At 54.2% G+C, this 14,545-nt stretch carries 12 protein-coding genes; 8 read left to right on the top strand and 4 right to left on the bottom strand.

Annotated features, from left to right (window positions below; all coding sequences use genetic code 11):
- Positions 1–128 precede the first annotated feature (128 nt).
- Positions 129–779: an HAD-IB family phosphatase gene (locus HMPREF1141_RS02240; RefSeq protein WP_009060512.1), complete on the top strand. Its 651-nt coding sequence runs from the start codon at positions 129–131 to the stop codon at positions 777–779.
- Between the two features lie 118 nt (positions 780–897).
- On the opposite strand, the gene HMPREF1141_RS02235 is transcribed toward HMPREF1141_RS02240, so the two are convergent.
- The 4 genes from HMPREF1141_RS02235 to HMPREF1141_RS02220 all read right to left on the bottom strand — a co-directional run bounded on the left by HMPREF1141_RS02235 (position 898) and on the right by HMPREF1141_RS02220 (position 6,102).
- A complete protein-coding gene (locus HMPREF1141_RS02235) occupies positions 898–1,350 on the bottom strand; it encodes a GNAT family N-acetyltransferase (RefSeq protein ID WP_009060582.1) in 453 nt (150 codons plus the stop codon).
- A gap of 33 nt (positions 1,351–1,383) precedes the next feature.
- Entirely contained in the window at positions 1,384–1,818 is a 435-nt protein-coding gene (locus HMPREF1141_RS02230) for a DUF3783 domain-containing protein (RefSeq protein WP_035316418.1), read from the bottom strand.
- A complete protein-coding gene (locus tag HMPREF1141_RS02225; protein WP_035316415.1) occupies positions 1,815–2,624 on the bottom strand; it encodes an SDR family oxidoreductase in 810 nt (269 codons plus the stop codon). The genes HMPREF1141_RS02230 and HMPREF1141_RS02225 overlap by 4 nt, the downstream gene beginning before the upstream one ends.
- Before the next feature lie 790 nt (positions 2,625–3,414).
- A complete protein-coding gene (locus HMPREF1141_RS02220; RefSeq protein ID WP_009060644.1) occupies positions 3,415–6,102 on the bottom strand; it encodes a calcium-translocating P-type ATPase, PMCA-type in 2,688 nt (895 codons plus the stop codon).
- A gap of 1,206 nt (positions 6,103–7,308) precedes the next feature.
- On the opposite strand from HMPREF1141_RS02220, the gene HMPREF1141_RS02215 reads away from it, so the two are divergent.
- The 7 genes from HMPREF1141_RS02215 (at position 7,309) to HMPREF1141_RS02185 (ending at position 14,431) form a co-directional block, all read left to right on the top strand.
- Positions 7,309–8,286: a Gfo/Idh/MocA family oxidoreductase gene (locus HMPREF1141_RS02215; RefSeq protein WP_009060652.1), complete on the top strand. Its 978-nt coding sequence runs from the start codon at positions 7,309–7,311 to the stop codon at positions 8,284–8,286.
- A gap of 135 nt (positions 8,287–8,421) precedes the next feature.
- The gene (locus HMPREF1141_RS02210; RefSeq protein ID WP_009060699.1) at positions 8,422–9,405 is read left to right on the top strand and encodes a metal ABC transporter substrate-binding protein; all 984 of its coding nucleotides are present in this window, start codon (positions 8,422–8,424) and stop codon (positions 9,403–9,405) included.
- Between the two features lie 46 nt (positions 9,406–9,451).
- Entirely contained in the window at positions 9,452–10,204 is a 753-nt protein-coding gene (locus HMPREF1141_RS02205; RefSeq protein WP_009060547.1) for an ABC transporter ATP-binding protein, read from the top strand.
- An 87-nt stretch (positions 10,205–10,291) separates the two neighbouring features.
- A complete protein-coding gene (locus HMPREF1141_RS02200; RefSeq protein ID WP_035316412.1) occupies positions 10,292–11,119 on the top strand; it encodes a metal ABC transporter permease in 828 nt (275 codons plus the stop codon).
- Between the two features lie 20 nt (positions 11,120–11,139).
- A complete protein-coding gene (locus HMPREF1141_RS02195; RefSeq protein ID WP_009060730.1) occupies positions 11,140–12,093 on the top strand; it encodes a GTP-binding protein in 954 nt (317 codons plus the stop codon).
- Positions 12,094–12,097: 4 nt separating this feature from the next.
- Complete coding sequence (locus HMPREF1141_RS02190; RefSeq protein ID WP_009060622.1) at positions 12,098–13,657, top strand: permease; 1,560 nt, start codon at positions 12,098–12,100, stop codon at positions 13,655–13,657.
- 6 nt (positions 13,658–13,663) lie between these two features.
- A complete protein-coding gene (locus HMPREF1141_RS02185) occupies positions 13,664–14,431 on the top strand; it encodes a TIGR03943 family protein (RefSeq protein WP_009060735.1) in 768 nt (255 codons plus the stop codon).
- Positions 14,432–14,545 lie beyond the last annotated feature (114 nt).

Genomic DNA, 14,545 nt, shown 5'->3' with positions numbered 1-14,545 from the left:
CCAGAGCCAGCGGGCCGGTGCTTTGGCTTGTAAATAATGTTAAAAGCTGTATCTTCTGGCATTTCGCTTTTCTTGGCCGTTTCTTTCCGCTATAATGAAAGAATCAACCGTAGGAGGGACTTTCGTTCATGCAGGAACCTTATTTTATATTTGATCTGGATTCAACCGTCACTCAGGAAGAACTGCTGCCGCTATTGGCACGGCAGATCGGAATGGAAGAAAAATCGACTGAGATTACCGAGCAGGCCAGACGCGGCCTGCTCCCCTTTGAAGAAAGCTTTCGGCTGCAGATTGAACTGCTGCGCCAAATCCCTGTGGAGGACGCCCAAAAGATCGCCGGAGAGCTCGCTCTGAATGATCGCCTGGTGGCCTGGATCCGCTCTCATCGCGAACGCTGCTTTCTGGCAACAGAAAACCCTGACGTATGGACACAAACGCTGCTGCAGCGTCTTCAAATGGAAGGCCGCTGCTTTTCTTCCAAAACCATCACGAGAAACGGATACATAGACCGGATTTCCTATTATCTGAACAAAAAAGAGATTGTCGGCCATTTCCCCACTCCTCTTGTGGCCGTCGGCGACGGCGCCAGTGATGCCGAAATGCTGCATCTGGCCAGCGTAGGGATTGGCTTTGGCGGATCGCGTCCGATTGCGCCCGCCGCGCGCGACAACGCCGATTACTGTGTTTTTGACGAACAGCAGCTCTGCGCTCTGCTCGATCATTTGGCCTGCCCGCAGCCGATTGCGTCCGCAGCGGCTCCATCTTTTCTGCGGCCTTAAAATGTACGTACGTTTTTGAAGTAAAATAAAAGAGTAGTAAGAAAACAGAGCCGTGTAGAAGAGGTAATTCTACACGGCTCTGTCCGTTCTTTTATGGCATCAACAGACCGACGGCCGTTTATAGTCCGCACTGATAGATCCTTGCGCTTTCTCCCCAAGGATGGTACCCCTGCGCAATGTACGCAAACCCGTAATGCTCATAGTAGCCTACATGATCGGTGCAAAGATATAAATGCTTGTACCCCAATTCTGCGGCATCCGTTTTGATTTGCTCAATCAGCAAAGAACCATAGGAATGGCCGCGGTACTCTTCCTCAATATACAAGGCACATAACCATGGATACAGATCCATCCTGCTGATAAAATCATTTGGAATCATTCCCGCACAGCCAATCAGCTTTTCCCCATCATAGAGCAAATACCATTGCGGTAAGGGGGATTCTGAATTGAGACAATTCAAAATGCAATCCTCATATACCATTTTGCTCTCTTCGCTTGCCCAATTCTTTTGAAAATAAGCGATGGCTATCTGCGCATAATTCGACTCTTTTCTCACCGAAAGAATCGTCATATTGTTCTCCTTAAAATGCTTTTCGTTCTGGTTTTATTCGCTCTGTTCCTGCCCGGCCTTGGCTTTGTCCTGCTGCTCCTGCAGCTGGCGGCGGATTGCCTCGCGCTCGCGGGTCAGCTCGTGCAAAAGCTCCCCAAACGCCCAGGTGCGGTTTGTTTCGGTGACCACCGCCTTCATCGCCTGATTCCGCGGGTCGACCGAATGCAGGCGGTTGAGCACCTGATCCAGCCGGTTAGAGGTAAAGCCCGAAAACACCATCGCGCTGCGCTCGGGAACCTCTCCGTCGTAACTTTTCCCCTCAGGCGACGCAGACGCAAGTGCGCCGACGGTCTCGCCCAGCTGCTCCTGCGCCACATGCCGACAGGGAATCCCTGCCCGGGAAAATGCCTCAATCGCACTTTTCCCCAACTCTGTATCTTCTGTCAGGCGGTACAGTAAGACCACCTCTTGTGCTACTCTTGCTTTCATACTTCCTGTTTCGGCGCGGCAGGCGCGCCACTCCTTTCTGCCTGATTCGATTTCGGTCCCTGCTTTCTCTTCTGCAAATGATAAGATATCCGGAGCAGGAGCGCATCCGGTATCGCCCGCACCAATACCTTCACAGCTTTCATCGTACTGCCGGGTATGATCACCGGCTGGCGGGAGAACATCTGCTGAATCGCGATCATCGCCACGCGCTGGCTCGACATGCTGCGAACGCTGAAGTGCACATCCGCCACCTGGTCAAACTCCGTGTTCACCGGACCGGGGCAGAGCGCCCCGATATACACGTGACTTCCCCGGCGGCGCAGCTCTTCCCCTATGGCCTGCGTCAGCCGCAGCACATACGCTTTGGACGCGTAATAGGAGGAAAGCAGCGGACCGGGCAAAAACGCCGCAGTCGACGCCACATTGAGGATATATCCCGAATCCCGATCGAGAAAATCGCGCAGGAACAGCTTTGTCAGGATATGCACCGCGCGGACGTTGACATCCAACAGCTCCAGCTCCCGATGCAGATCTGTTTCCACAAAGGAACCAAAAAGGCCAAAGCCGGCATTGTTGATCAGAATATCAATATTCTCTTCTTTGGTCTGCTCGTACAGATCAAAGCAGGCTTGTTCCTGTCCCAAATCGGCACAGATGATCTTTACCTGTGAAGGAAGCTGATGCTGCAGCTCCTCCAGCCGCTCTCTGCGGCGGGCTACCAGAATCAGATCATACCCCCGGCGGCTCAGAATTCTGGCCATATCGCGGCCGATTCCCGAGCTGGCGCCTGTAATCAACGCTTTCATCATTTCCACTCCTTCCGCCTTGGCGGGCAAATTGGATCATCTTTCATTATAGCATAAATTTGGAGCTAACTTCATAAAACACCACTCAAATAACCGGAATCCCAAAGCGGATGATTTAATGTTCTCTCAGCCGCCAAAAGCTTTGCTTTTGTTTGCGGCGTGAGGTTATTATATCATAAACAATTGAATCGCTTCAAAAAATTCCGCCAATTTTCCACAGCCACCAAACTGATGATTCCATGCTCTCAGAAAGCAAAAGCTTTGCTTTTGCCTGTGGCGTGAGATAATTATATCATAAAATATGAAACATGCTGATAAAAATTCCACCCAGGTGCTCGGCACCACTAAACCGAGGACCACGCTCTTTCAACCGCACGAAATTTTGTTTCCGGTTTGTGCAGTGAAGTTATTATATCATAAATCATCAAACAGGCCTGCGAAAATTCCATCTAAATTCTCGCGGCCACTCAGCCGATGATTCCATGCCCCGTTTGGTATAGAAAACTTTGCTTTTGCTTATACCAGACACTATTTATGAAAATGCTTCCCTTCATGATAGGGAAGCTGTTTCGGCTGTCCCGCAAGATGCATGCAGGCTCAGCCTGCTGAGGCTATTATATAGCATATTTTTCCTTACGCCAACCGTTTTTATTGGAATACTTTTTAAAAATCCTTTCACGGTTTTCTGTTCCTTTCCCGTTTCTTAGAGAAAGAGCTCAATTCCAAAAAAAGAAGCTGGATTCCGGATGGAACCCAGCTTCTTGATTCATTGTAATAGAACGAATCCTGCTTAATCCTTTTTGACAAACGCACGCTGAATCGCCTTGATGATTTCCACTGCTACCAGCGGTACAAAGGCCAAACCGATCACGATCGACCACGCCTGCATATGCATAAAGTCTACATTGAAAACGTCGTTAAGGGACGGAACCAGCAGAACCACCAGCATCAAAGCCAGAGACGCCAGGAACGCACCATTCATGTACTTGTTGGTGAAGAAACCAACCTTGAACAGAGAATGGCTGGAACGGATGTTGAACGCGTGGATCAGCTGAGAGATTGCCAGTACGGCAAACGCCATGCTCTCGCCCAGTACAATATCGATTCCCTGTGCGTTCGGGGTGATCGGGGTGATAACACGGCTGCCGAGATAGTATGCAACCAGCGTGATCGTACCGATAATCAAGCCCTGAACGATCGCCATAGCGCCTACACCGTGGGCAAAAATGCTCTCGGACTTGGAGCGCGGCTTACGGTTCATAACGTCGAACTCAACAGGCTCCATGCCCAGCGCAAGCGCCGGCAGGCTGTCTGTTACGAGGTTGATCCACAGCAGCTGAACGGGCATCAGTGGGGATTCCTTCCACAGCAGCATCGCGACGAATACGGTCACGACCTCGCCAAGGTTACACGACAGCAGGAAGTGAACCGCCTTGCGGATATTGTCATAAATACCGCGGCCTTCTTTGACTGCCGTAACGATCGTAGAGAAGTTATCGTCAGTCAGGGTCATGGCGGCAGCGCCCTTCGCTACGTCGGTGCCGGTAATACCCATTGCGCAGCCGATATCCGCCGCCTTCAGGGCAGGGGCATCGTTTACGCCGTCGCCGGTCATGGCAACAACCTGGTCTTCATTCTGCCACGCCTTTACGATGCGGATCTTATCCGACGGAGTAACACGGGCGTAGACCTTGTAATGCTTGATGTTTTCGGACAGCTCTTCGTCGCTCATCGCCTGCAGCTGTGCGCCGGTGATGGCCTGATCGCCCTCACGCAGGATTCCCAGATCCTTCGCAATCGCGGAAGCCGTCGCTACATGGTCGCCGGTGATCATGATGGTCTGGATGCCGGCGTCGTAGCACTCGGCGATGGAGGACTTTACTTCCTGTCTGGGCGGATCGATCATACCGACCAGGCCGACGAGGGACAAATCCTTTTCCAACTCTTCGGCAGTGTACTGCCGGGGCTCTTCATCGATCACCTTGCTGCCGATTGCCAGAACGCGCAGCGCTCCCTGTGCCATCTGTTCGTTGGCGTGGGTCGCCGCCTCAATATCGCCGGAGGTGCAGCGGCCGAACAGAATATCCGGAGCGCCCTTGACGATAACAATGATCTTGCCGTCGGTTTTTACGACGGTCGTCATCAGCTTACGGTCGGAGTCAAACGGAACCTCGCCGATTCTGGGTGCAGAGCAATCCAGTTCTGCGCGGTGGATATCGTTGCGCATGGCGCAGGCTACGATAGCGGTTTCAGTCGGGTCGCCCAGATGTTTCTCTGTGCCATCTTCCTCAATGCGCACAATACCGTCTGTGCACAGAGTACCAAGGCGCAGCAGAGAAAGGGTCTCTTCAGAAAGATCGCCGTCCAGCGGAACAACGCCCTGCTTTTCGGTATACGCCTTCACCAGAGTCATACGGTTCTGGGTCAGGGTACCTGTTTTATCGGAGCAAATGACCGAAGTGCAGCCCAGGGTCTCAACTGCGGGCAGCTGACGGACAATCGCGTTTTTCTCAACCATGCGCTGCACGCCGAGAGCGAGCACGATGGTAACGATCGCCGGCAGACCTTCAGGGATTGCCGCAACGGCCAGCGAAACAGCCGTCATAAACATTTCAAGAATTCCGGCTACCGCATCTTCGCCGTCCAGCGGGCCGACAACGTCAACCAGACCGACAACGAATACGATCGCACAGATTACCAGAGTGAGGATACCAAGGTATTTACCAAGCTGTGCCAGCTTCTGCTGCAGCGGGGTCATGCCCTTCTCTTCTTCGTCCAGCAGAGCGGCGATCTTGCCCATTTCGGTTTCCATACCGGTGCCGATGACAAGCGCCTTCGCCGTACCATAAGAAACCGCGCAGCCGGAATGTACCATATTAAAGCGGTCGCCCAGAGGAGCGTCCTCTTTTATGTCGTCTGTCGCTGCTTTATCTGCGGGAACAGATTCACCGGTAAGAGCTGCTTCATCACACTTGAGGCTGGAGCTGCGGATCAAACGGCAGTCAGCGGGAACAAAGTCACCTGCCTCCAGTTCGATCACGTCGCCGGGAACCAGATGAGCAGAAGGAATGGACTGCATCTTACCATCACGGAGCACCTTAGCATTGGGGGCCGTCATGTTTTTCAGCGCTTCCAGAGCAGCTTCCGCCTTACTCTCCTGAACGACACCCATCACGCCGTTGAGCACGACGATCAGTACGATAACGATAGGCTCGATCCACTCAGCCTCGTGGCCATTCATTGTGTTGTAAATACTCAAAACAACAGAGATGAGCGCCGCGATCATCAGGATGATAATCATAACATCCTTCATCTGATCCATAAAACGCTGGAAGAAAGTACGGGGCGGCTTTTCGTTCAGCTTATTTAGACCATATTTCTGCAGGCGGGAATCCGCTTCCGCAGTGGTCAGACCAAGCTTGAAGTCCGTTTTCAGGGTTTCCTGAATTTTTTCTAGAGCTTCAGCGTGCCAATTCATTCCTAGATGTCAACCTCCAATAATTTTGATTTTGACCGCAGTCAATCAGGTCAGCCGGTTCGTGCCTTCCCGGTAATTGCAGGACAGCATTACCCTTCCGTCAAAAAAAGCGGCCGTCTTTGTTTGAAAAATAACAGCGTTCTTCCCCCCGAAAAAAGTGTCAAATCAAACAAAAAGACGGGAGCGCCAGGCAGCAATCCCGAAAAAAAATGTGGCTGGAGCCCATATTGCACAGTCATTCCCCACAATATGAATCCAATTCCTGTTACAAAATCTATTATCTCTCATTAGACATTATTTGTCCAGTGCTTTTTTAAAAATTTCGTTCCATTTTTGAATTTTTTTCCCCTGCGTCCCGCATTTTTGAATCTTTCACCGTCTTTGAAGCATAAAAAGACGCACCGCAGATCAAAAAGAGGGGCTTTTCCGGTGCTTTTCCGAGGTAAACCGACACAAAAAAGAGATTTATTAGCAATACTTTGTTTAAAAAAAGACGTTCTAATGTTACTATTATAGTAGAGAAATTCGTTTCTGTCTAGAATTTTTATGCAAATACCAATTGGACATGTGTTTTTTTAATGTTCTTTTATCCAATCATTCACAAATCAACCGTTCATTTCACAAGGTCAGCTTCTCCTCTTTTCGCCTGCGCTGTGATTCCCCAAAAGAAAATGGATGGAAATTTCCGGGAGGGAAAATCCGATCCTTGCAAAGCGTCTTTTATCCCTATATAATAAGCGAAAGCAAAGCTTCGGACGTCTGAAAGAGCATGAAATCATCCGTCTGATTGATTCCGAAATCCGCCTGGAATTTTCATAAATTTGTCGGATCATTTATGATATAATAACCTCACACCGCAAAGCCGAAACGAAGCTTCGGACGGCTGAGAGAGCATTGAATCATCAGCTTAGTACTTATGAGAGCTTGGACAGCATTTTCAGAAGCTTGTCTTATCATTTATGATATAATAACCTCACGGCATTAGCGAAAGCAAAGCTTTCGATGCCTGAGAGAGCATTGAATCATCAGTTTGGTGGTTTCAGAATCTGCGGTTTACGTGTTTGTCAGCTTGCTTGATGTTTCATGATATAATGAAAATATGATTTCTTTCAAAGCAGCCATCCTTTCCCGGCTAAGCCCGGGAAAACGAAACACCGTTTATTGTTAAGCGGCTTACAACAGCCTTGCGCGGAAAGGAACTTAACTATGCGCCAATGGAACATTGGAATTCTCGGCACCGGAGGCATCGCTGAAAAAATGGCCCTGACCCTGAGCCGTATGCCGGAGGTCCGCCTGCTCGCGGCGGCGGCGCGGGACGAGGAACGGGCCCGCGCGTTTGCACAACGGCATGACGCGCCGAAAGCCTACGGCTCTTACCTTGCTCTGGCCCAGGACCCGGACATCGACCTGATTTACATCGCCACCCCAAACAATTGCCACCGGGAACACGCCCTGCTTTGTCTGAAAAACGGTAAGCACGTGCTGTGCGAAAAGCCCTTTACCATCAATGAGAGCGAAGCTATTGAGGTATTCGCCAAGGCTACGGAGAAGAAACTCCTTGTCACCGAGGCGCTCTGGACGCGGTATATGCCGCTTTCCCTACAGCTTTGCCAATTGCTCCGGGACGGCACCATCGGCGAGCCATTTTTAATGCAGGCCAGCATGAGCGCGCTGGCTCCCCTTCCTCGGCTGAAAGACCCTGCCCTTGGCGGCGGCGCGCTGCTCGACATCGGCGTATACCTGCTCACGATGGACGCGCTGGTATTCGGTACCGAAGTGGAAAGCGTTTCGACCAGCGTCATCCGTTCTGCCGATGGGATCGACATTCAAAACTGCCTGTCCCTGATTCATCCCGGGCAGAAGCTCGCGGTACTCAGCGGCACCATGCTGGCCGTCAGCGACCGCAGAGCATATGTATACGGCAGCCAGGGCTTTCTGACCATCGACAACCTGAACAACCCCGAGCAGATCGAGGTGTTTGACGAAAAGCGCTGCTCTGTCGGCATTTACCGCCGTCCCGAGCAGATCAGCGGTATGGAATATGAGGTGCGCTCGTGCTTGAATGCGATCGAGCACGGACAGACTGAGTGCCCTGAAATGCCCCACGCGGAAACGCTCCGTATTCTGCGCCTGATGGATTCCATCCGGGCCGACTGGGGAATTTGCTACCCCTGCGAGCGGTAAAGCCGATCTGAACCGTATTTTCTCATGTCTTTTTCCGCTTTTTTTCTTGACATCCTGCTGATGAGAGGGGTATAATAGCCGTATTCTAAATGCAAGTGAATTTCATTTGCGATTGATTTCAGCAGGAGGTACTTCATGAAAAAAAGGATGCTGGGGTTCGTAAGCGCAGCGCTTTGCGCCGCGCTGCTGGCTGGTTGTGCCAGCGGTACGGGCTCTGTAAGCTCTGCGGTTGAAAGCGCACCCGGTGCGGGAAAAGGCCAAAAGCTTTCGGTCTACACCAGCTTTTACACCATGCAGGATTTCGCCGAAAAAATCGGCGGAGATAAAGTGACAGTGACAAATCTGGTTCCCCCGGGGACGGAGCCGCACGACTGGGAGCCCCAGCCAAACGACATTGTCGGGCTGGAAAATGCAAATGTTTTTATTTATAACGGCGCGGGAATGGAGCATTGGGCGGACAGCGTGCTGGACTCCCTGCAGAATGACAAGCTTGTTGCGGTAGAGGCTTCTTCCGGGATTTCTCTGCTCGAGGGAGCGAGCGAGCATGAGGATGAGGAAAGTCCTGCCGGCGAAAGCGCCGAAGAGGAGGAATCCTCAACCGACCCGCACGTATGGCTCAGCCCGCTGAACGCAAAGAAAGAGATGGAGAACATCAAAAATGCGTTCGTGCAGGCCGATCCCGCCAATCAGGAAACCTACGAGGCGAACTACAGCAAATATGCGGCACAAGCTGATGAGCTGGACAGCCAGTTCCGCAAAATGACGGGTGAGCTGAAAAATAAGGATCTGATCGTTGCGCACCAGGCTTTCGGCTACCTTTGCAAGGAATACGGTCTGAATCAGGTCGCGATCGAGGGACTTTCCGCCGATTCCGAGCCGGATGCCGCCAGAATGGCGGAGATCATCGAGTTCGCCAAGGAACACAAAATCACTACCATCTTTTTTGAAGAGCTGGTGAACCCGAAGGTGGCGCAGACCATCGCGAAAGCGACCGGCGCCAAAACCGCCGTGCTGGACCCCGTAGAGGGACTCAGTGATGAAAACAAGGCCAAGGGGCTGGACTATTTCTCGATCATGGAGAAAAACCTCGAGGCCATCCGCGAGGCAAACGGCGGCTGATTTACCGCCGGGCCCGGCAGAAAGCCAATAGAAAAGAGCGAACAGAATGGACACGATTCTTGAAGTCAAACATCTCAGCTTTGCCTACGGCTCGCAGCCGATTCTATCCGATGTCAGCTTTTCATTGAAGCGCGGCGATTTCGCGGCGATCATCGGCGTAAACGGCGCGGGCAAGAGCACGCTGATGAAGCTGCTGTTAGCCGAGCTTTCTCCTCAGCAGGGGGAAATCACGCTGTTCGGACAGGCGCTTTCGCACTTCCGCGACTGGCCGAAGATCGGCTATGTACCGCAGAACGGTGCGGCGGCCAGCGAGAATTTCCCCGCCACCGCGGAGGAAATCGTGCGTGCGAACCTGTATTCCCAAACCGGGTTTCTGCGCCTTGGCGGAAAGCGCCAGCGCGAGCAGACCCGCCAGGCTTTGGAATCGGTGAATATGCTGCCGTACGCAAAGCGAATGCTCAGCGAGCTTTCGGGCGGGCAGCAGCAGCGGGTGATGCTGGCCAGAGTGCTGGCGGCAAGCCCGCGGATGATGCTTCTGGATGAGCCAACCACCGGGGTGGACGCCCAGACCGTGCAGTCTCTGTATGAGCTGCTGGGGCGCCTGAACCGCGAAACCGGCCTGACCATTATTATGATTACGCACGACATTGCCGGAGCGATGGATACCGTCAGCCGGGTGCTGTGCCTGGAGGACGGCTCTTTGGTCGAACTGAATCACGCCCAGCTGCTGGACGAGATGAAGCATCGGCACAAGCACCCCATTCCCCCAAAACAAACCAATCGAACGTATTCTGTTTAAGCGGCAACATGCCGCTCTTCCCGCTCTGGCCAGCTTGTCCGGTCAGGGCGGGCATCCTGCGTTTTTGAGACTTCCCCACTGAAAGGAATGGTTTTGGTGTCCATTTTGGACTATGAGTTTATGCAGCGGGCCTTTCTGGTCGGCATCCTGCTGGCGGCCACTGTCCCCTGCATCGGCATTGTTGTGGTGTTAAAGCGTCTTTCAATGATGGGCGACGCGCTGTCCCATACCAGCCTCGCTGGTGTTGCCGCCGGTCTGGTGCTGGGGATCAACCCGATCCTGGGCGCGGTTGCGGCGTGCATCGCCGCCGCGCTGAGCATTGAGGCCATCCGCAAAAAGATCCCCAAATACTCCGAGCTTTCCATCGCCATCATCCTGTCGGCCGGGGTTGGGCTGGCCGGCGTTTTATCGAGCTTTGTCAAGAGCGCCGCAAATTTCAACAGCTTTCTGTTCGGCAGCATCGTCGCCATCAGCGACTTTGAGCTGATCCTCGTCTGCTGCATCAGCGCGGCGGTGCTGGTATGCTTTTTGGTGCTGTACCGGGAGCTGTTTTTGATCACCCTGGATGAGCGCACTGCACGGCTGGCAGGCGTTCCGGTAAAAACCGTCAACTTTATTTTTACAATTCTGACCGCCGTTACCGTCTCGGTGGCGGCCCGCACCGTCGGCGCGCTGATCATCTCTTCCCTGATGGTAATCCCCGTCACCTGCGCGATGCAGATCGCCAGAAGCTACCGCCAGACGGTGCTTTGGTCGATCGTGTTCGCACTGCTGTTCACCGTTTCGGGCTTGTTTCTGTCGTACTATGCCCGGCTGCGGCCCGGCGCGACGATCGTTCTGATCGGCGTTGTCGTGCTGGTGGTCATTCTGCTCGCAAAAAGTCTGTTTGGAGCCAGGGGGCGCGCCGGCGCGTGACCCCACATAAGGAGAATCCAATGAAAACTGACATTTACATCATTTCCGGCTTTTTGGGTGCCGGAAAAACCACACTGATCGACCGTTTGCTGCGGGAGGTATTCGACCCGCGGGAAACCGTGGTGATTGAGAACGACTTTGGCGAGGTCAGCCTCGACACCTCGCTGATCCGCTCCGGCGGCTTTGCCGTCAAGGAGCTGAGCGCCGGGTGCATCTGCTGCAGCCTGACCGGCGATTTTCAGGCGGCGATTCTGGAGGTGCTGCGGGAATTTTCCCCAAAGCAGATTCTCATTGAGCCGTCCGGCGTCGGGAAGCTATCCGACATTGAGAGCGCCTGCCGCTCCGCAAAAATCGCGGATATGGCACAGATACGGCGCAAGATCACCGTGGCGGACGTTGTGCGCTGCCGCATGTACTTAGACAATTTTGGGGAATTTTATGAGGATCAGATCCGGCATGCGGACGCGATCCTGCTCAGCCGCACCGAACAGAACCCCGATAAGGTCAGCCGCGCCAAAACGCTTTTGACTGCTATGGCCCCCAAGGCGCAGCTTTTCGCCGGAGCCTGGAAATCCCTTGACCTCTCCGCGCTGCTTGGCGGCTCTGCCGCACACGCAGCGGATTGCCATGAAGAAGACTGCCACCACGACCATCCTCACGAGCATCACCACCACGACGGGGAATGCGACCATGACCATTCGGCCCATGAGGCCTTCGATACCGTTACGCTTTCTCTCTCCCGCACGGTCACCCGGCAGGAGCTGGAGGCGGCATTCCGCGCCGCCGAAGCAGACAGACCGGGCAGTATCCTGCGCGCCAAGGGCGTTGTCAGCACGCCGAAGGGCCCTGCCACGGTACAGTACCTGCCCGGCGAACTGAATCTGACTCCGTGTACTTTGCAGCCCGGCTCCCTGTGTCTGATCGGCAGCAACCTGCACGAACAGGAGCTCAAAAGGATCTTCGGGAAGGAGTGATCGCGTGGCAATTCCCGTTTATGTACTTACAGGCTTTCTGGAGTCCGGTAAAACGACCCTACTGAATCATCTCTTCCAGCAGGAACCGAAAATGCGCCGCCTGATCGTTCAGTTTGAGTCGGGGGTCGAGGAAATCTCGAACAAGACCGGCTGCGACGTGATGATCGTGCCCAAGCGCGTGCTGGAGGACTCCCCGGAAAAGGCCGCCATGAGCATCGGCCATTACGTAGCGGAAACCCCACCGGAGGAAATCTGGGTGGAATGGAACGGCGTAACGCCGCTTACGGAGCTGTACGCGCTGTTTTCGCATCCGGAGCTTTCCGGCTGCCGGATCCAACGAATGATCCATCTGGCAGACGCGCAAACACTCGACCAGCTATTGGGCCGAACCGGCTCCGCTTTGCCCGAACAGATTGCCGCGTGCGATTTTGCAGTGCTGCGGGGCGCTTTTACAGATGCCGAATTCCGCAAGGCGCGGCGGCTCCTGCGCGAGATCAACCCCGGCGTGCGCGTTGTAGACGACGATTCCCGTGAAGAAATTCTGGCGCGGGCTACCCGCAGAAAAACAAACCCCGCCGCGGTGTTTGCAATGTCGATTCTCGTCTTTGCCACACTGTATCTTTGCGCGGAGGCGATGTTCCAGCTGTCGCAGACCCGTGTCAACACGGTGATCAACATCTTTCTCGGCATCATGCTGCAGGCCATCCCCTTTCTGCTGATCGGCGTGCTGATTTCTTCGGCAATTCAAGTGCTGATCCCGCAGCGGGCCATTGAACGGCTCTTCCCGAAAAATCTGGCGGGCGGGATGCTGGTCGCCATTCTGGCGGGCTTCTGCCTGCCGGTGTGCGACTGCGCTTCCATCCCGATCTTCCGCAGTCTGGTGCGAAAGGGCGTACCGCTGCCCGCGGCAGTGACCTTTATGACCGCCACCCCGGTGATCAACCCCGTGGTAATGCTCTCGACCTATGCGGCCTTTAACGGAAACCTTTCGGTCATGCTGGGCCGGGTGGGCATGGGGATTCTCTCGGCGGTGCTGATCGGCTGCTGGTTCGCGCTGCGCCCCGGCAAGCTGCCCGCCCTTTCCGCCGGATACGACCGCATCATGTGCTCGTGCGGCTGCTACGGCGGGGCCGGGGACGCCTCCACCGCGGGAGAGAAGGTTTCGCTCTTGCTGCGGCATTCGCAGGCCGAGTTCTTCAGCGTGGCAAAATACCTGACCGTCGGCGCGTTTCTCGCCGCGATCTTCCAGGTGGCGGTAACGAATTCGCTGCTGCTGCAGACCCCTACGGATTTTGCCCTCTCTCTGCTGCTGATGATGGCACTGGCGTTTTTGCTGTCGCTCTGCTCTTCCTCCGACGCCGTTGTCGCGAAGAGCTTTGCGGCCCGCTTCCCGCTGGCGCCGGTGATGGGCTTTCTCGTATTCGGCCCGATGATGGATATCAAGAACGTTCTGATGCTGTCCGGCGGATTCTCCCGCCGTTTCGTGGCAAAACTGCTTTTTGTCTGCTTTGCCGTCTGCTTTGTGGTCGTATACACCACCGCACGCTTTTTTGTAGGAGGCTGATTGGCTATGGAAAAAAGAACACACAGCCCGCAGGCCCTGCTGGAGGCCGCCTGCTGCTTATCATTTGCCGCCATGATTCTCTACCTGGCAGTCACCGGCGGCTACTTGCAGTACGTCACGCCCAAGACGCTGCCGTACCTGTATTTTACCGTTGGCGTGATGGCAATATGGGGCATCTTTGGCCTGCTGCGCCGTACCCGCTCCGTGCAGAAAATGCGTGCGGCGCACTGTCTGACCCTTGCCATCCCGATTCTGCTTCTGCTGCTCCCGCACAGCGCGGTGACTTCCTCGTCGCTTCCCTCCGGCTATGTGGGGGCGACCAATCCCGGAACCACCACCCAGCAGGCACAGCAGCTCCCGAGCCAGTCGGAGGAGCCTGCCTACGGCGCCTTGACGGGACTGGACGAAGCGAACAAGACCATCACGGTGAGCGACAGCGAATTTTACCTGTGGATTTCCGCGCTGTATGAAAACCCGGACAAATATGACGGCTATCACATTCGCATGACCGGCTTTGTCTTCCGCGATTCCACGCAGATGAAGGACAACGAATTTGTTCCGGCCCGGCTGATGATGACCTGCTGTGTCGCGGATTTGACGCCGGTCGGCCTGTTGTGCCAGTACGATCAAACCGGCGAGCTGAAAGCCGACAGCTGGGTCACGGCGGAGGGAACCCTCCATTATGAGGATTACCAGGGCTCACCGGAGCCGCAGATCACCGTTACCGCAATTACACCGGCAAAAGAAGTGGCGGGGTATTTGTACCCCATGTAAGAAACCGGCGGACAAATTGGTTTGCTGATTGCAAAAATAAAAAAGAGCTGCTGCGAAACTTTCGTTTCGCAGCAGCTCTTTTTTTCATCGGGATAAATCTCATTTTGAGGGAAC

The organism is Clostridium sp. MSTE9, assembly GCF_000277625.1.
In the GTDB taxonomy this organism is placed as follows: Bacteria; Bacillota; Clostridia; order Oscillospirales; family Acutalibacteraceae; genus Faecalispora; species Faecalispora jeddahensis.
The sequence above is the reverse complement of the archived record's forward strand: the minus strand, read 5'-3'. Positions and strand labels throughout refer to the sequence as shown.

Bases quoted from the DNA above. Each gene is read 5' to 3' on its own strand.
- HMPREF1141_RS02230 (WP_035316418.1), bottom strand. From the start codon at position 1,818: ATGAAAGCAAGAGTAGCACAAGAGGTGGTCTTACTGTACCGCCTGACA.
- HMPREF1141_RS02220 (WP_009060644.1), bottom strand. From the start codon at position 6,102: ATGAATTGGCACGCTGAAGCTCTAGAAAAAATTCAGGAAACCCTGAAA.
- HMPREF1141_RS02195 (WP_009060730.1), top strand. From the start codon at position 11,140: ATGAAAACTGACATTTACATCATTTCCGGCTTTTTGGGTGCCGGAAAA.
- HMPREF1141_RS02185 (WP_009060735.1), top strand. From the start codon at position 13,664: ATGGAAAAAAGAACACACAGCCCGCAGGCCCTGCTGGAGGCCGCCTGC.
- HMPREF1141_RS02235 (WP_009060582.1), bottom strand. From the start codon at position 1,350: ATGACGATTCTTTCGGTGAGAAAAGAGTCGAATTATGCGCAGATAGCC.
- HMPREF1141_RS02210 (WP_009060699.1), top strand. From the start codon at position 8,422: ATGAAAAAAAGGATGCTGGGGTTCGTAAGCGCAGCGCTTTGCGCCGCG.
- HMPREF1141_RS02200 (WP_035316412.1), top strand. From the start codon at position 10,292: ATGGTTTTGGTGTCCATTTTGGACTATGAGTTTATGCAGCGGGCCTTT.
- HMPREF1141_RS02225 (WP_035316415.1), bottom strand. From the start codon at position 2,624: ATGAAAGCGTTGATTACAGGCGCCAGCTCGGGAATCGGCCGCGATATG.
- HMPREF1141_RS02215 (WP_009060652.1), top strand. From the start codon at position 7,309: ATGCGCCAATGGAACATTGGAATTCTCGGCACCGGAGGCATCGCTGAA.
- HMPREF1141_RS02205 (WP_009060547.1), top strand. From the start codon at position 9,452: ATGGACACGATTCTTGAAGTCAAACATCTCAGCTTTGCCTACGGCTCG.
- HMPREF1141_RS02240 (WP_009060512.1), top strand. From the start codon at position 129: ATGCAGGAACCTTATTTTATATTTGATCTGGATTCAACCGTCACTCAG.